This window comes from Paenibacillus anseongensis (assembly GCF_009757995.1).
Lineage (GTDB): Bacteria > Bacillota > Bacilli > Paenibacillales > NBRC-103111 > Paenibacillus_E > Paenibacillus_E chondroitinus.
In genome coordinates, this window is record NZ_WSEM01000016.1 from 241,077 (window position 1) to 258,339 (window position 17,263).

A 17,263-nucleotide genomic window follows, 5' to 3' on the forward strand; every position below is an offset into this window, starting at 1 on the left:
GATCAAATAATTTATTTTTTATTGTGTCTAATAAAATATCATTAAAGTTTGCGGCTATTTGGACGAAGCGACCAGGAGGCGATGCCAAGCGCAGCATAGAAAAGTGGAAGAATGATATGGAAGCCGTAATCACCGTAATCGTTAACGAACGCATGTGAAATGGCCGCCCCTGTCATTAGAAAAAAGATACCACTATAGGCCCACTCCTTAAGCCGAGGAAAACCTGGAATTACGATTGCAATAACGCCAAGCAATTTCCATACTCCAAGAATGTACGTGATATACAGCGGGAAACCAATAGAGGTCACTAGATCGACATTCCCCCCATATCGCATCAGTTGTCCGATGCCACTTAATGTAATTGAGAATGCGAGTATGATTGTAACGGTCCAATAAGCGACCATCCTTCCAATAGGATGGGGTACTGCTTTCGCGATATTTTCACTTCTGATAACTGTACTCATTTTCAATCCTCCAATCATTTGTTTTCTCTTGATACATTTATACTAACTATTAAATGTATCAAAAAGTGATACTTTTTAGATGATCACCGTAGCACAAAAAACGGCAGCCAATTTTATACTGGCAGCCGTCTATCGAAATTAAACTATCGTTTTCCGTTAACGTATGATGTTTCACCTGAGTTCACGTTTTATGATTCGAACCACTCCAATCGATCTGCGCGAACCCAACTCATCTCTTCGATACCAAGTATTGTTTTGAAGTCATCCACCATGGCGTGCTTGCGCTCGAGTTGTGCGATGGTCTCCGCCTCGAACAGGTGCCGAAGCTGTTCCATCTCTGCGGCACCGAGCTCGAAAAGCTTAAAAGCTTCCACGTCCAGCTGCCTCAGCATCATATGTACTCGGTCAATCCCGCTTTGCTGCAGCTCCATCTCCAAAACCATGGACGCCCTGAAGGTGTCTGAATCAGGGCTAATATATAGGAGTTCGACGGCATCCTGATCCGGAAATTTGTCTTTGACATAATTCATGAGGTCGACTTCCTCTTGCTCATACGACAAGTCGAACGTTGAAACAGCTTCGCCTTGATGAAGAAGAGTGAAGCCCCAGCCATGATCCTCAAAATTGTAGAAATACAGCACCGGCAGATGCTGCGAGATCGCCATAACATCTGAAGGAGCCATCTCGCTGACGCCTGTCCCTGAGGTGATAAACACTGTCCACTGCTCATTCAGCTCTTTGACAATCAGAGGATTATGTTGTTGTACTGTTTCGCGATATGAATTTCGAATTAAGCTTCCTGCGGTAAATTCACTCATAGTTGTTCCTCACTGAATTCAGAACTACTTGGATTCGGATTTCTTTTTCTGGCAGCAAATAAATTCTTTATCCATTTCCAACTCCCCGCTAAAGCAATAGCAATAACAACCCCAAACTTTTTCAGTAACAATAAAACACCTGCGAGGAGACCCACCTTTTTAGCTACAGCAAGGCCAGCTCCTCCCAATATCAGGGCAGATAAACCGAATTTAGATACTTTGTCAGTGCTGCTGTTAAAGTCTTCATATTTTTGACCATTAACCATCGAAATTTTAGGAAGGATTTGAGAAGCCAAGACTTGTTTATCATGTTCACGGCTCACAGGATCCGATATGAGGATAGCTGAGATATAACCTGTGCGAGTTAAAAGCCTTACATCGTAGTTGATAAGTGGTAGCTTTTTAGCGTCTTCCGCGCCCATCGACCATGTTAAATCATGTGTTTTCTCATCATAAAATGGTTTTACATCCCATCCCGTTACATGAAGTTGACGGTCTAACGGAAGCTTTTCATTCGCCTTTTCCGTACTATCACTATAACTTTTCAATATGCCAGCATCATCAATCGATTTCTTTTCATCATCATTTATATGCCCAGACTCATCATACTCAAAAATTACCGACCATTGCTCCTTGGGATCATTCGGAAATACACTGCCAATCTCTCTTCCTGAAGGGATGTCCTTGTAGTCCGTCATCATTTTTTTTGTATCTTCACCATTTAGAAAAACAAAATCCTGGCCAAGATCCAAGTTAGCTATTTTTCCTAGCTCTACATTTTTTCCACCTGTAACCCAAGTGTAGTTATGTTTGGATTGTTCTTCTTCTGCAAAAGCACTCGTTTGAGTGCTAAGCAAGAGTACTACAAGGATGCTGAATACACGTATTTTCAAAAAGTACGCCTCCAATATACATATATGTGTTGACTTTATCATACAAAATAAACCAAAATATGAAAAATTAAATTTTCATAAAGGTCCTTCATTTTATGAAACTACAAATTAAAGAGAGGCTGTTCAATTAGAACAGCCCCCAAAAACCAATACCTACTTATTTTTTATCACGAATTTCTTCATTAATCTGCCCAATAATTTCCATGATGCTTCTTGATCCAAGGTCCCCTTCACCCCGTTTTCTCACAGACACACTATCGGAATTCTTCTCATTCTCGCCGAGAACGAGCATATACGGTACTTTTTCGAGTTGGGCTTCACGAATCTTATACCCGAGTTTTTCATTCCTCACATCTACTTCAATTCGAATACCTGTCTCTTCTAGTGATTTCTTCACTTGCAGAGCATAGTCGATATAGTTCTCCGAAACCGGCAATAACTTCACCTGGACGGGTGCAAGCCATAGCGGGAAAGCTCCAGCAAAATGTTCAGTTAACATGCCGATAAATCGCTCAATAGATCCATAGATAGCACGATGTATAACGACTGGCCGGTGCTTCTGGTTATCCTCTCCGATATAAGAAAGATCAAATTTCTCGGGCATCTGGAAATCCAGTTGGATGGTCCCGCACTGCCAGCTCCTTTTAAGCGCATCTAAAATGTGAAAGTCGATCTTGGGTCCATAGAATGCCCCGTCGCCTTCATTGACATGATAGTGGATACCAAGTTTGTCCAGGACATTTTGCAAAGATTGTTCAGCCTGCTGCCATAGCTCATCTGAACCCATTGAATCTTCAGGCCGGGTAGACAGCTCAACCTTGTACTCAAAACCGAGCACTTGATAAACATGATCAATTAGAGCAATGACACGGCTAATTTCATCCTCAATTTGTTCTGGCAAAACGAATAGGTGTGCGTCGTCCTGACAGAATGTACGGACCCGCATCATCCCGTTAAGCGCCCCGGAAAGTTCATGGCGGTGAACTTGGCCAAATTCGGAAAGACGGATAGGCAATTCCCGGTAGGAATGTAAGCTGTTTTTAAAAATAAGCATATGTCCCGGGCAGTTCATCGGTTTAAGCGCAAATTTTGTTTCATCAACATTGGTGAAGTACATGTTATCTTTGTAATGATCCCAGTGTCCCGATTGCTCCCAAACACGATTATTCATCATAAGCGGTGTACGCACTTCAGCGTAGTCTCGCTGCCGCTGTAATTCACGCGCAAAGTTCTCAAGCTCATTACGAATGCTCATCCCTTTCGGAAGAAAGAATGGCATGCCAGGTGCTTCTTCAGAGAACATAAACAATTCTAGCTCTTTACCGAGCTTGCGGTGGTCACGTTTTTTGGCCTCTTCAAGAACATGCAAATGCTCTTCAAGCTGTGCCTTCTTCGGAAATGAAGTCCCATAAATGCGCTGCAGCATCTTATTATTGGAATCTCCACGCCAGTAGGCTCCCGCCACGTTCATCAGCTTAAACGCCTTTATCCGGCCAGTAGATGGAAGGTGCGGTCCCCGACATAGATCAAAAAACTCACCCTGATCATAAATGGTAATGAGGACATCTTCCGGCAGCTCGCGAATGAGTTCTAATTTTAACGGTTCTTCGAGCTCCTCGAATGTCATAACCGCTTCTCTGCGGCTGACAACCCGGCGAACAATGGGCAGGTTTTCTTGGATAATTTTCTCCATCTCTTTTTCAATAGCTGCAAGATCATCAATAGAAAGAGGTTTTTCTATATCAATATCATAATAAAATCCATCTTCAATGACCGGTCCAATTCCAAGCTTGACTGCCTTATCTCCATATATGCGTTTAATGGATTGAGCCATTACATGTGCCGTAGTGTGCCTGTATATCTCGAGGCCCTCTTTACTATCAAGAGTAACGATTTCGACAAGGCTATCAGGCTCGATCGGTTGATCAAGATCAACGAGTTTGCCATTAATTTTTCCAGCTACAGCATTTTTCTTCAAACCTGTACTTATAGATTCCGCCACTTGTCCGATTATCGTTCCTTGGGGATACCTCCTAATTGTTCCATCTGGCAATGTTACATTGATCTCCATGATTTAGCCTCCATTTCTATTTTTTTCAGTATTTTTGAACGCAAAAAAACGCATCTCTCCCACAAAGGGACGAGTGCGTTCAGCTCGTGGTTCCACCCTAATTTGACCTGCAGCGTATCATTCTTTGGCTGTTCTCCAAAGTAGCAGATGCAAGGTCCTTATTGGTATCCAGTATCGGGGATAAGACGGTGACGCTTACTGCCGCGACGAACAGATCGACGGGTTCAACGACACGGCTACAAAGGGGTAATTTCACATCCGGTAACAGGAGAAGCTTTCAGCCTAAACTTCTCTCTCTGGACAGTTCGTGAAGGAAATCATGTCTTTGGTCAATGCCTTATTATTATTGTGTTTACTTTTATCATAATACTTAGTCGCGCTCTTGAAAGTCAAGGGAAAGAATGATTATATAAAAGTTTCAAACTCTGAAGAAGTTCTTCATCTAGAATCTGCCCGATTTAAAAATCGAAAATAGCAGCCAGAGACTCATTAAGGATGCCAGTACAAATCCAACTTCAATCGTTGGCACGTTCAGCAAAAAATAATGCTTCCGGCCAACAATGGAAGAACCAATGATGAGTCCCATCATAATGAGACTGAAAGACAAGAGAACGATGCCGAATGTGATCCTATTGCCAATGCGATCCAGCTTGCGCAGGAAATCGTAGGCATCAGTGACACTAATATTCACATGTAGCTTCCCTTTTTTTATCTGTGAAAAGAACTCTCGGGACTGTCTTGGAAAATCAATCAGCAAGGACCCATAATCCGTGACGTCTCTAAGTAAACTTGATGTCAAATTTTTCGGGCGCAGCCGTTCCAACAGCAGTTGGAGACCGAATGGTTCCGCTATTTTTACAATACTGATCGTAGGATCTAGCTTCGTAACAACCCCTTCAATTGTTAACAGCGTTTTCCCTAATAAGATAAAATCCGCCGGAACACGAATATGGTACTTGTACGCCACCTCGAACAGATCATTCACGATTCCCCCCAAGCTTACCCTACTAAGAGGGACTCCGAAATATCGTTCTCTAAGCTCCTCAATATCAAACCGAAGTTCCTCCATATCGAGTTCCTCGTCAATAAGTCCAATCCGGTAGATCGCCTTAATCACCCCATCGGTGTTCTGGCGCATAAGAGCAATAATCAGAGAAGAAAAATGAAATTTTGACTCCGAAGTTAGCCTGCCCACCATGCCAAAGTCAAGTAAAGCGATCACTTCGCCCGGCTGTATGACGATGTTCCCAGGATGAGGATCGGCATGAAACAAACCTTCAATGAATATCTGATGAAACAATGTTTGAATGAGCCGATTGGCAATTCGCGCTCGGTTATACCCATGTGCGTCGAGTTGATCCTCTTGGTACAGCCGAACACCTTCAATATACTGCATCGTCATGACTTTTTTCGAGCAGTAGTCGCTATAAATCAGCGGCACATTGATATGAGCGACATCTTTAAATTGATCAGCTATTTTCTCTGCATTCCTAGCCTCTTTGGTATAATCCAGCTCATTTAAGAGCGATTTGCCGAATTCCGCAATGAGGACCTCCATTTGAATCCGGCGAGCCCATGCAAAGCGTCGCTCAGCCATCGCTGCCAAATCTGCTAGAATTTCGAGATCAATCCGAATGGATTCTCCGGCTTGAGGCCGTTGGATTTTGATAGCCACACGTTCTCCGGTGTGGAGCACGCCAAGGTGTACTTGCCCGATGGAAGCCGCTGCCAGTGACTGCTCTTCGAATCGGTCATAAATCGCCTCGATGCTTTGTCCTAGTTCAGTCTCAATGATTTCCTGCACCTGTTTGTATGGGATGGGCTTCACATCATCCTGAAGTTTCTCCAACTCCTTTACAATGTCTTCCGGAAGGAGATCCATACGCGTGCTGGCGATCTGCCCCAGTTTGATAAAGGTGGGTCCGAGCTCTTCAACGACATCCCTGATTCGTAGTCCCAGCGATTTACGGTCTGCATCGTCATGCACTTGAAATCTTCTAATTGGAATACGAAGACGCTGCAGCAGATCAGACTCTTCTACCAAGAAGCCGAAACCATGGCGAACCAAAGCTATAACAATATCCCGGTATCGTTGTAACTGCCGTATCCTTTTCCTCATAACGGGCTATGCCTGTAGCTTGTGTTCCAATTGGTCGATGCGTTGTTCTAGCCGTTTAATATCTTCCTCAGTCGCCAGGTGCAGGTCAACCAGCAGCTTCTGAAGCTGTACGCGTACGATTTCTTTAAGAGCGTCCTGCTGCTCCTCACCTTTCTTGATTAACTTTGCCACCAACGCCTTCGACTCTTCAGGGGCAACTTCTCCTTTTACCACAAGCTCTTTAACGTAGGTTTCCAGCTTTTCTTTGGTCACAATCGTGATTCCCAGACCAAGCGAAACTGCATTCTTGATTAAATCATTCATCTAAAGCACTCCTCTACAAACAATAATTAAGCATTATGATTTCCATTAGATGCCAATGATATGTATGCGGAGCAGAAATCGAAGATAAGCTCTTTTTTCAAACGCAAAAAATCATTGTTTCATTTCATATAGCGATATTCCAGGAGATTCTTCAAATTCGAGATCCTCTGCAGCAGCTTCTCCCCGATGTTGGTTTCCCTTACCAGCTTCCGCTCCAGTTCTTTGTCCACCAGCCTTTTTACAGACAATACGTCCGCTCCGTTACATAACACATCTTCTTTCGATTTAAATTTCTGATGGGCAACGAGCTGCATGCCAAAGGAATTGTACAACAAGGTGTATCCGGCGATGCCCGTTGTAGATTGATAGGCTTTGGAAAAACCGCCGTCAATGACCACCATTTTTCCGTTTGCTTTAACGGGGCTCTCTCCACGAATTTCTTTAACTGGCGTGTGGCCGTTAATGATATGTCCATGATCCGGATTCAAATCAAACTCTAGCAGTATTTTCCGGCAGATCTCCTCATTTTCACGCAAATGATAATAAGGATTTTTTCTCTCTTTATAGCTTTCTTTATCTTGGATAAAGTATCGTTCAAAGGTGGTCATTTCTCTCTTTCCAAAGAGCGAGGAACATTCCCCTGTCCAGATGTACCATACCATATCCGTTGCCAGATCATCTGTCTCTTCCGGATGCGCAAAGGCGTAACGTAAATAATATTCAAAAACATCGAGCAGCTTACGGCCCGAATACGTTTTGTCTTCAATCTGCATTTCTTCCATGTTTCCTTCTTCATCCAAAGGAATACAGCCGTGAAATAACAAATTCCCGTTATATTTCAGATAAAGGCTGCCCTGTTTCATAAAAAAATTCATATGCCGTGCCAGCTTTTCGGAATGCTGAACGGAGAAGAGCAGCTTTTCCAGCACCATCTGTTCTTCCTCCAGCAATTCTTCAGGCTGCTTCGGATTTATAGTTGCGAAACAAGTGTTTTCCAACGGGTATGTTTTACCACCGATTTTGATTTCATTTTTGTCGTAATCGATTTGTTCGAGCAAAAGCCTTTCAGACATATTAAAGTAGGGACGTCGCTTGATAATAGGGATCTCAAGTTTAAACTGAATCATGGCAATGGCTTGATGAATTTTGGTAATCTGCAGGATTTCCTGCTCCGAACCGTTATGGTCGGTCTGCAGCTTCGGTCGAAAGGCTGGATTGTCATCATAGTATTTCTCCGCCAAGTTCAGCAGTGGGCGTAGATTGATGCCATAGACATCTTCGATGATGTCCAGATTATCATATCGGGCACAGATCCGAATAATGTTCGCAAGGCAGACCAGGGAGCCCGCATAGGCGCCAATCCATAGGACATCATGGTTCCCCCACTGAATATCGACAGAATGGTAGTTGATCAGCGTGTCCATAATTTTATCAGGGTCCGGCCCGCGGTCATAGATATCTCCGACAACATGAAGATGGTCAACCACCAGGCGCTGGGTCGTATAAGCAAGCCCGATAATAAGCTTGTCCGCCTGGCCCAATGAAATAATTTGCCGGTAGATTTCCTCATAATAAGGGTCCTTATTGTTGGTGGAATCCGTCTTGTATAAAAGTTCTTCTACAATATATACAAACTGCTCCGGCAAAGCTCTACGTAATTTTGAGCGAGTATACTTGGATGAGGAATTAGAAATGAGCATCAGCATTTGTTCAATCGTTTGCCTGTACCAACGGTTCAAGGCTTGATGATTGCATAGATCACCTTTAACCAACTGTATTTTTTCTTCCGGATAATAAACTAACACCGTAAACTCATTGATTTCTTGCTCCGTCCAAACCTCACGGAATAAGGCTTTTATTTTCTCTTTTACGGTACCCGAACCATTTCTTAATACATGCTGAAAAGCCTGGAACTCCCCATGCAAATCACTGACAAAGTGCTCAGTTCCCTTGGGAAGATTGGAGATTGCTTCAAGGTTGATGATTTCTGTTACTACTTTTTCTTCCGTATCATATTCCAGGGCCAATAAATCTAGAAACTGCGCATCCAAAACTGATGTCCCCCTTCAAGGAAATATGGTGATGTATTATGTTTACTGTAAACAGTAATGGGAAAACATTTGGTATTAGATTTCCCTGAAATGAGTGGAACAATAAGCTTCTATCTGAATAAATCCAAACTTACTACATAATGGATTTTCTCCGCCCGATAGTTAAATGGCAGAAAAATACCCCACAGCAGCGGGCTATGGAGCTAAAAATCTAAGAAGAGGCAAACAATAGATGCAGACTCTCCATTTTCTTTCGTTTAGAGAAAATTAACTGGAACCACCTCATACCCCATTTCTCTTGCGGCCCAAAGACGATGATTGCCCTGACTCAACCGAAGCTTTCCATCACCAATGTTATAGACCTCTATGGGATATACGATTTCACCGCGTTCCATCTCGGCTTTTGCAGCATCATATCTAGGTATATCTAACTTTTCTCTGTGATTTGTTATTGCTCTATATAAATCCATAATATTCATTAATCGACCTGTTAAATTACTTGCCAAATAATTGTACGACTTACCGCCGGCATTCTCAATTAGTTGCTGATTCATATACCCGGATAAATCCATAATTTGAGATGTATTTGCATCTTTCCAATATTTACCTTCGTCATAATAGACAATCGTACCATCATTCAACATATATTCATTCCATTTTCCAGATGTTTTTATAAAAGTCACGCCTGGATATTGTTTGTCTATATACTCATCATTAGAGTCCCCTTTCTTCTCAGGAAATCGCTGAATTTGCGGAGTGTAACTTTTTAAGAGATTCATTGTTGCTTTATTGCCTATCGTTCTTTGCATTTGTAAAATTGCATTTGTAGGAACTTTGTTTCTTTGAATGCTTACACTTTCATTAGTACTGTGATTATTAGACGTTTTTTTAGTATGGTGGAACATCGCTGACCTCCTCGCATGGTAAATTATACCTTTACCTTACCATATCATTAGGGGCTGTGAAAACGATTAGCTATGTACAGGTCCTTTAAGGTCTTTTTTCAAATAATAATGCGTATGTCCACCAACATTTTCTAGGGTTCCAAAGACTGATGGCATTTTTCTTCCATTAATTGAATAATTCTTTCGTTTTGGTCAATTTGAGTAATGATATTTGAGTTGAGCTTTTGAATAGCAACAAATATGCCAAATAATGCGCCTAAAATTAAGAATCCCACAAGAACATCCATAATCTAATCCTTTCAGTTATCAAAATTGTTTCACAGAATGAACACTAGCTATTCACTCTATATAATTTGTAATCCGAGCTTTCAATCAGATAAATAAACTTTCTGACCAACATGAATTTGCCCTAGGTTAATAACTGATGCATATAAGCCAAAGCATAAATTCATTTGCTCATTTACTTTCTTTAGCAGAGTAACATCCCTTTCTAGGGTATCAGGATCAAGCGTAATGATTGAGCACCGCTCACAATTTGATTCTACTTTTAATTTTACATCGCCAATTGATAATTGTTTTCCTATCCAAGCAGTTTCATCCATCGTGTTTTCATCTAATGACAAGATAATGTTAGCTCTAAACCGACGTTTATCTAATGGCTTTCCCCATATCGATTCAAGTCTACGCAACGAAGCATCTGTAACGATAAGAATGTTAGCAGTATCAACAGACATAAGTTTGGGGTCTTGAGGATTTGGTGCTCTATAGTCCCCCTTAGAGATTTCTCTATTGGTGTATCTTTGAATTTCTTTTAAAAGATCTTCATTCCAGCTAAAAATTTCTCCGTTTGGAGATTTCACACTTATTTCGTTATTAATTAATCTAGCCGAATAACCGAGCATTTTAGGGATATCCCTAGCCGTAATAAAACGATTCCATCCCTCTTTTGATTCATCCAAAAAAGCGCAAAAACGATCACCAAACAACCCATATGTATCTACGCTACAAGATTCCAAGCTTTCTCCCGCAAATGATTTTACAGGATATCGTGTTATTTCACTGATTTCACCGACAAGCAAAAGTTTTCGCCTCCATAACTTAATAATAGCTATTTTATAGTATATTCCCTTATTCAAACGTTTTTGAAGCATACAGAGGATTAGCAACTCTAACTAAATCTCCATACTCCACTTTTAACTCTTCAAATGCTTTCAATACATCGTTATGAATATCAACGTGTGCAATATAGTTTTTTCCATTAGGGCCATATCCATTATTATCATCTAACAATCTCGGAATTTCTCCCATCAATAATGAAATATATCTTTCTATATCCCACATACCCCAAATATCTGACGGGTCAATTACCAATTTTTCATTTTTTATGGCAACCTTAACCTTATACGAAGCAAAATTTATTACTTCTACTTTTGAATCTAGGAGATACTTACGAAAACCAGCATCCATTCTACACTGCATCGTTGCGTCTTGAACAATAATAATATTGTTTAGGGAAAGATAATTTTGTTTTATAACATCAAATGCGTAAGTAACGTTATTTCCACAATTCGTTGAATTACGTTCAATCAGAATGTTGTCAATATCATACTTTCGTTTCATATACTCACTCATAATATCTGCTTCCATTTTTCCCGCAGTTACTATTTCGGGTAAAACACAATGAATAGCTCTACGTAAACTTTCTGTGGTGTGTCCTTCCCCACCAACAATCATAAAATTCTTGGCAATATTGTTAGAAAAGGCTTTACCTACTACGTCACAACCATATGGTATACTACCACCGAATAATATGAGTAAATCTGCTTGTGAAAATTTATATTTTTCTTCTAGAGCATCACTTGTTAATGTGTCTATATCTCTTATTCCAAGAAAGTCACTTATTAAATTTATGTTATCTGCAATTTTATATAGATCCATTTATTGACCTCCATAAGTAAACGACAATCTTTTGTTTCTATTGTAACATTTTCATCAAACTGCCCAATAACAATTAAAAATCATACCTACTAATTTGTCTTTTTTGTTATTTCGTTAAGCTTATCAATTATAATTTCATCATTCTTTAATTTGAGTCTTAAGCTTCTGTCAATGCTAATTAGGCCAATTACAACAATAAACATAAATATAATTGTAATAATCTCGATAATAAAAACCTCCTTAGCTAAGAAACAGCTACTATAGATTAGTAATCTTAATCTTTTTTATCAAGTATCTTTTGCAAAGTTGAGTTAATGTTCAATAAGGCCATGAATACGAATCCGAGCATAATAAAAGTTACGATTTCCCCTGTGAAAATAGATACTACGGCTAACAATACAGCATAAAATCCATTTAAATATCCGTTATTCAAAAATCTCAATTTCACACTCTCCTCAAAAGATAGATAAACACTTCGTTTGTTTTGAACCAACGTTCTTCATAGTCGAACAAACCGTTATTCAATCCACTGTCTCGGTCCCACAGTATGGAAAAGATGTTGTCTTTCATGATTTAATGCATCCTCAATACGCTTACAAGTGAAATCACTAATCGGTTTAGGAAGTTCATCTCTTGAGAAGAATCTGCATTCTAAAATTTCAGGCGAGCTTGGCTGAGGTATTTGGTTAGCATCGTTATTCGCAAGAAACACAAAATGATGCATGTCATAGTTCGGGTCGTAGTATATACCAGTTAATTGACCAATCCCGACTTCTAGCCCTACTTCTTCGTGAACTTCTCTTTTGGCAGTTTCCTGCGCTGATTCATCCTCCTCAGCTTTTCCTCCAGGCAGATCCCAATTATTTTTGCCATAGCTATGTTTTACCAATAATACATTCCCCTCAGAATCTAAAATAACTGCTGCCGCGCCAATTAACTTAGGCAAAGTAATGCCCCCTTATGAATAATGACTACTCAATTATAGACGGAAATAAATGGAAAAAGTTCTATATTGACCATGCTAATCTCCCTTTTCGTCAACGAAAAAAGGAGCAGTCACCATGTGGCGATCTGCTCCCTCGTTTTTAATACTAACGTTCCTCATTGATCTAACATTGAATTGTTTTCATCAGCCAGACTAGCGCTAAAGCCTGTCCGCCAAGTCGGGTATAGGGGTTTCCAACCGTATTCCTGCCGAGCCTTCCTGTTCGATGCCCCTCGCTCCCAAGCGTTGCTATTTGAAGTAGTTTCAGGGGTAGGTGCTCCTAAAGCTTGTGCAAAAACCGGAAGCCAGTCAGTTCCTCTTGCTGGTTCGTCGTCCACAATATTCACTGGTCCTGAAGGCCATTGTAAGGCCAAAAGTGCTGCCTCAGCGGCATCCTCAACATGAAGAAAAGAAGTGACTCCTTCAGTAGCAGGAACCTGTCTTTGATGTATTAGTTTTGCCATAAATCCATTACGCTCGTACCAAGTGCCCGGTCCGTAGAACATTCCATAGCGTAAGATTACATGTTGCGGTATTTTTGACACTTCATTTTCCAAAGCTAATATGCCATCAATCGTTGATTTCCGAGGTTCCTCAGCCACTACATGTAAAGGTTCATCTTCGCTTGCCGGTCTCTCTCCCGGTTCATATGCCCAAGAGATGCTTTGTGCGATAATGCGTTTGATACCAACTGAAATAGCGGCATCCACCAAATTTTGAGTGCCTTCTTTACGGATCCTTGTATTATCTGAAAAATTACGATTACTCAAAGAAGTCAATTGATGAATGACAACCTCAGGTTGAGATTCATCTAATGCGGACCGTATTGACTCACGATCAAAGACATCAGCAATTAATGCTTTTGCTCCCATATTCTCGATGATAGCTTTCTTACTCTCACTTTGCGTGATTCCGATTACTTCATGACCTGCATGAATCAATTTTGGAAGCAAAATACGCCCGACAGCTCCAGTAGCTCCAGCCGCAAAAATTTTCATGAATGTCCCCTCCCACTAAATGTGCTTTGTCTCCTACCTGTATTCGCGAAAATATTGAACAAACCTGCTCATTCGGTCAACAAAAAAAAGCAGTCAGCTAACAGTTCAAATGAAATAGAGCCCAGTAGTTACTCGTTGAGGAGAAAGGAATCGTTGGAGGAGTTAATTTCCCTCCGTAGTTTAGCTTGTTAAGAGCCCAGTGGGAGCGAATTTTGGCGGTGGAGAACACCCAACGCCGATAACAATCCAGCGTTACTGAGACATTTGGCGAGAGGGCATCCTCATCGGAGAGGTAAGCTGGCTGGCCACTTGGAGGAACTACAGGGCGTTATTCTAACAAAATCCGCGTTCAAGCGGAACTACAGGGCCTTATTTGAACGCCTAATCCCGATTTCTTCAAGAAAACGGACAAATAGAGGACGTCAGTTCCCCTCCACGTGACGAGTAGCCTATTTCGATGAAATAGGGCCCTCTAGTTCCCCTCAGGTAGGAACCGCTGGAGCGATAACAGCGACTGTGGCAGCTATGTTGTATTTTGCGCAACCATTCATCCGTAAAGGGGCCTCACTTCGCCTCTATATTGCACTTAATACAACGATTGATTCATTTAAATCGCTTACAATCCACCCTTTTCAGCAAATGGTTGTATGATGTGCAACGAAAGACCGCAATCGCGGTCTTAACAAAAAAATTCAAGAAAAGGCCCCTCACGGAGCCTCTCTTTAGACCAGTTGAGTCTTCTTCAAATACGCCCGCCATGTAATGCACCATTGTTTCGGATCGTCAAGCGACGACTCATCGTTACGATGGACAGTACTGTTATGCGGAGCTGACCGAACAATATCCGGTTGTGTGTAAGCCTCATTCGAAATATGCTCCAGCGCATGGATATATTCGTCGAGATCCTCTTTGGAATACGACTCTGTCGGTTCCAAGGTAAACGGCTGCTTCACGATATACGGGTGATGGGACGTCCAGTAGTGCAGGCCGAAATCACACATGCGGCGAGTGATATCTTCTGTCGTGACACCTGTCTCGTCGGTAAGCTGCTTCCAGCTGTAGCGAACCTGCTCGAGACGGCGTCCTTTAATATAAGGTGCGCTCGCTCCGCGGATTTGCAGGATTTTGTGATACAGATAATTGTTGTTCAGAACCGCGATTTCGGCGACTTCCTTCAGTCCATCCGGACCGAGGCTCAGAATCCAAGCGTAGGAACGCAGAACAGTCTGTGCAACCCCGTGGAAGCTGCGGACTTTGCCGATGCTGTCTGCCGTCTGATTCTTCAAAACATAACGACCTTCGACGCAATCGACAAGTGGTCCAGGCAAAAAGCGTTTCAATTCCTCGCTAACGCCTAGTGCACCAGTCGCTGGTCCACCGCACATATGAGGAGCTGCAAATGTCTTATGCAGATTGAAAAAGCACATGTCGAAGCCTGCTTCCTTCGCTCTCGTGATGCCAAGTAAGCCATTTGCGTTGGCTTGATCGTAGAAACAGACTCCACCCGCTTCATGGACTATGTCGGTAAACTCGCGGATTCGGTGATTATAGATGCCCGTATCCTCCGGGTTCGCAACGACAAAACCAGCTGTTCGCTCGGAGATAACACTCTTCAGCTTCTCGATGTCTGGGAATCCATCTTCATCAGGATGCAATGTGATAATTTTGTAGCCTTTAACTGCTGCTGTCGCTGCTTGAGAAGGGTGAGAGAAAATCGTCGTAATAATCTCATCCCGCTGATCCCCCTCCCCCCGTGAATCATGATAAGCACGAACGATGGAAGCCATCGCCAGCAAGGCTTGCGTTCCGCTGCTCGGCTGGAACGAGAAGGCATCCATCCCGCTGATCTCCCGCATGGCAAGGTCCAGCTTATAGAAAATCTCCAGCATGCCCTGAACGGAATCAGCCTCCTGCAAGGGATGCAGCTCCATGAGATGAGGCGTACGGATAAGCATTTCGTTAATGCGAGGAATATATTTCATCGTACAAGTGCCTTGCCCGATCTCAACATTCAAATCAGAGCCAAGTGTCTCTTGGGAAAGGCGTAAGTAATGACGAAGTACCTTCGCTTGGCCGATTTCGGGTAAAGCCGGCGCAGTCCTACGCTTCATGGAAGAAGGAATACGTCCTATCCCATCTCCCACTTCAGCTGTAATACCAGCATCTGTTCCCGGAGGAATGACCCCACGCTCACCTTGTCGGTGAAGTTCAAATATAACTGGCTCATCCCATTTGGCTTGATGGAAATTACGGACTTTATGGTCTCTGCGAATTCGTTTCATGGCGTTCCATCCTTTCTATTTATGTGGATCACGATTGGCGAACAATGGTTTGAATGGTGTCGGCAAGACGATCAAGATCAGCTTGCGAATGAATTTCAGTAACGCAATAGAGGGCACATTGTCCCCAAGCCGGGAAAGAACCGGACAAATCTTTGCCTCCGAATATTCCGGCTTCAGATAGGCGCGCATTGATTTCAGCAACAGTTAGGCCTGTATCATTGAAATCAACAACAAACTCTTTGAAAAATGTTGTTTCTGCGAACAGCAGGGTAACACCTGGAATGGCGGAGAGTTTCTTGGCCGCATATTGCGACTTCTGCATGATAGTTTCGCCGACTTCTTGCATACCGGTTGGCCCAAGCAAGGACAGATAAACACCTGCGGTTATGCCCCATAATGCGGTCTGGGTACCGACGGACTCCTTCCCTTTCTCACGAAGTGCGAAGGATGTGCGTTCATAGGCTACGTCGCCGAAGCCATATTCGCCTTCAACTTCTGTTGGCACGATGCCGAACAGACGAGAAGGATATTCCATCACATACGTCTCTTCGTCGCGCGTCGCGATAAATCCGGCTTGCCCACCGCCGTAATTCATATGCATCCCGAGCGGTTGCAAATCGCCACAGACGATATCTGCACCATACTGGCTTGGAGGTTGAAGAACGCCGAGCGAGATGGGATCAACTCCAACGATAGAGATGGCCTTAACGGCATGAGCAAGCTCCGAGATCTCTTGTCCTTGGTCTTCGATGATCCCAAGGTAACCAGGATTTTCGAAGTATACTGCAGCTACCTCGCTGGATAGCTTGCTGCGCAAATCATCTAAGTCAATTTTGCCGGTTGCTTCATCAATTTCAATAAAGCGCAGCTCCATCACAGGTGTACAGTAGTTGTTAATGATCATAACTTTGTCAGGGTCGACTGACTTAGGAAGTAGTGCAACGCTGCGGCCGGTAATGCGGCCCGCCATTCGAATCGCGGTTGATGCCGCTTGTGCCCAGTCAAAGGTAGGGACATTCACGACGTCCATATCCACCAACTCAGCCATTAAACTTTGGTATTCGAACAGAGTTTGAAAACGTCCGTGATCTTCATAAGGTTCACCGGCATACGCAGTAACGAACTCAGAACGCTGATTGATTTCATCACAGACAGCCGGGATGAAATGCTGCCAGCAGCCTGCTCCGAGGAAGTTCAAATAAGCAGCGCCATGCTTGTTCTTGGCGAGCAGGCCATCGATATGGCGGCGCAGCTCATATTCCGTCATGGCTGGCGAAAGGTTCATCTCCCGATTCAGCTTCAAGCTGTCCGGAATGGCGTCATGAAGTTGTTCGATCCGAGTCAGGCCTATTTCTTTCAGCATCGCATCACGAACTTCAGGTACGGTATTCGGTATATAAGGATGGGCATAAGTTCTGTTATTAGGCATAGATAAC

At 42.7% G+C, this 17,263-nt stretch carries 14 protein-coding genes; all 14 read right to left on the minus strand.

The window, feature by feature from the left end:
- Positions 1–41 precede the first annotated feature (41 nt).
- The 14 genes from GON05_RS17385 to gcvPA all read right to left on the minus strand — a co-directional run bounded on the left by GON05_RS17385 (position 42) and on the right by gcvPA (position 17,256).
- A complete protein-coding gene (locus GON05_RS17385; protein WP_157320329.1) occupies positions 42–464 on the minus strand; it encodes a DoxX family protein in 423 nt (140 codons plus the stop codon).
- 188 nt (positions 465–652) lie between these two features.
- The gene (locus GON05_RS17390) at positions 653–1,282 is read right to left on the minus strand and encodes a hypothetical protein (RefSeq protein ID WP_157320330.1); all 630 of its coding nucleotides are present in this window, start codon (positions 1,280–1,282) and stop codon (positions 653–655) included.
- A complete protein-coding gene (locus tag GON05_RS17395; RefSeq protein ID WP_157320331.1) occupies positions 1,279–2,175 on the minus strand; it encodes a DUF2167 domain-containing protein in 897 nt (298 codons plus the stop codon). The genes GON05_RS17390 and GON05_RS17395 overlap by 4 nt, the downstream gene beginning before the upstream one ends.
- A 157-nt stretch (positions 2,176–2,332) precedes the next feature.
- Positions 2,333–4,246 carry a threonine--tRNA ligase gene (thrS, locus tag GON05_RS17400; protein WP_157320332.1) on the minus strand — a complete coding sequence of 638 codons (1,914 nt, stop codon included), beginning with the start codon at positions 4,244–4,246 and terminating at the stop codon, positions 2,333–2,335.
- Between the two features lie 442 nt (positions 4,247–4,688).
- Positions 4,689–6,365, minus strand: coding sequence for an ABC1 kinase family protein (locus tag GON05_RS17405; protein ID WP_157320333.1), 1,677 nt, complete (start codon positions 6,363–6,365; stop codon positions 4,689–4,691).
- Between the two features lie 6 nt (positions 6,366–6,371).
- Complete coding sequence (locus GON05_RS17410; protein ID WP_157320335.1) at positions 6,372–6,668, minus strand: phasin family protein; 297 nt, start codon at positions 6,666–6,668, stop codon at positions 6,372–6,374.
- 119 nt (positions 6,669–6,787) lie between these two features.
- Positions 6,788–8,719 carry a fructose-1,6-bisphosphatase gene (locus tag GON05_RS17415; RefSeq protein WP_157320337.1) on the minus strand — a complete coding sequence of 644 codons (1,932 nt, stop codon included), beginning with the start codon at positions 8,717–8,719 and terminating at the stop codon, positions 6,788–6,790.
- 257 nt (positions 8,720–8,976) lie between these two features.
- The gene (locus GON05_RS17420; protein ID WP_157320339.1) at positions 8,977–9,624 is read right to left on the minus strand and encodes a ParB N-terminal domain-containing protein; all 648 of its coding nucleotides are present in this window, start codon (positions 9,622–9,624) and stop codon (positions 8,977–8,979) included.
- A 368-nt stretch (positions 9,625–9,992) separates the two neighbouring features.
- Positions 9,993–10,703, minus strand: coding sequence for an MOSC domain-containing protein (locus GON05_RS17425; RefSeq protein ID WP_246239228.1), 711 nt, complete (start codon positions 10,701–10,703; stop codon positions 9,993–9,995).
- 49 nt (positions 10,704–10,752) lie between these two features.
- The gene (locus GON05_RS17430) at positions 10,753–11,562 is read right to left on the minus strand and encodes an ElyC/SanA/YdcF family protein (protein WP_157320343.1); all 810 of its coding nucleotides are present in this window, start codon (positions 11,560–11,562) and stop codon (positions 10,753–10,755) included.
- Between the two features lie 517 nt (positions 11,563–12,079).
- Positions 12,080–12,508: an NUDIX hydrolase gene (locus tag GON05_RS17435; protein WP_157320345.1), complete on the minus strand. Its 429-nt coding sequence runs from the start codon at positions 12,506–12,508 to the stop codon at positions 12,080–12,082.
- Between the two features lie 155 nt (positions 12,509–12,663).
- Positions 12,664–13,545 carry an NAD-dependent epimerase/dehydratase family protein gene (locus GON05_RS17440; RefSeq protein WP_157320347.1) on the minus strand — a complete coding sequence of 294 codons (882 nt, stop codon included), beginning with the start codon at positions 13,543–13,545 and terminating at the stop codon, positions 12,664–12,666.
- A gap of 722 nt (positions 13,546–14,267) precedes the next feature.
- Positions 14,268–15,827, minus strand: coding sequence for an aminomethyl-transferring glycine dehydrogenase subunit GcvPB (gene gcvPB / locus GON05_RS17445; RefSeq protein WP_157320349.1), 1,560 nt, complete (start codon positions 15,825–15,827; stop codon positions 14,268–14,270).
- Between the two features lie 28 nt (positions 15,828–15,855).
- A complete protein-coding gene (gene gcvPA, locus GON05_RS17450; RefSeq protein WP_157320352.1) occupies positions 15,856–17,256 on the minus strand; it encodes an aminomethyl-transferring glycine dehydrogenase subunit GcvPA in 1,401 nt (466 codons plus the stop codon).
- Positions 17,257–17,263: the final 7 nt, after the last annotated feature.

What these genes read in the sequence shown, in the direction of transcription:
- GON05_RS17420 (WP_157320339.1), bottom strand. Translation starts at nt 9,624, where the DNA reads ATGTTCCACCATACTAAAAAAACGTCTAATAATCACAGTACTAATGAA.
- GON05_RS17390 (WP_157320330.1), bottom strand. Translation starts at nt 1,282, where the DNA reads ATGAGTGAATTTACCGCAGGAAGCTTAATTCGAAATTCATATCGCGAA.
- GON05_RS17410 (WP_157320335.1), bottom strand. Translation starts at nt 6,668, where the DNA reads ATGAATGATTTAATCAAGAATGCAGTTTCGCTTGGTCTGGGAATCACG.
- GON05_RS17430 (WP_157320343.1), bottom strand. Translation starts at nt 11,562, where the DNA reads ATGGATCTATATAAAATTGCAGATAACATAAATTTAATAAGTGACTTT.
- GON05_RS17440 (WP_157320347.1), bottom strand. Translation starts at nt 13,545, where the DNA reads ATGAAAATTTTTGCGGCTGGAGCTACTGGAGCTGTCGGGCGTATTTTG.
- thrS (WP_157320332.1), bottom strand. Translation starts at nt 4,246, where the DNA reads ATGGAGATCAATGTAACATTGCCAGATGGAACAATTAGGAGGTATCCC.
- GON05_RS17385 (WP_157320329.1), bottom strand. Translation starts at nt 464, where the DNA reads ATGAGTACAGTTATCAGAAGTGAAAATATCGCGAAAGCAGTACCCCAT.
- gcvPB (WP_157320349.1), bottom strand. Translation starts at nt 15,827, where the DNA reads ATGAAACGAATTCGCAGAGACCATAAAGTCCGTAATTTCCATCAAGCC.
- gcvPA (WP_157320352.1), bottom strand. Translation starts at nt 17,256, where the DNA reads ATGCCTAATAACAGAACTTATGCCCATCCTTATATACCGAATACCGTA.
- GON05_RS17405 (WP_157320333.1), bottom strand. Translation starts at nt 6,365, where the DNA reads ATGAGGAAAAGGATACGGCAGTTACAACGATACCGGGATATTGTTATA.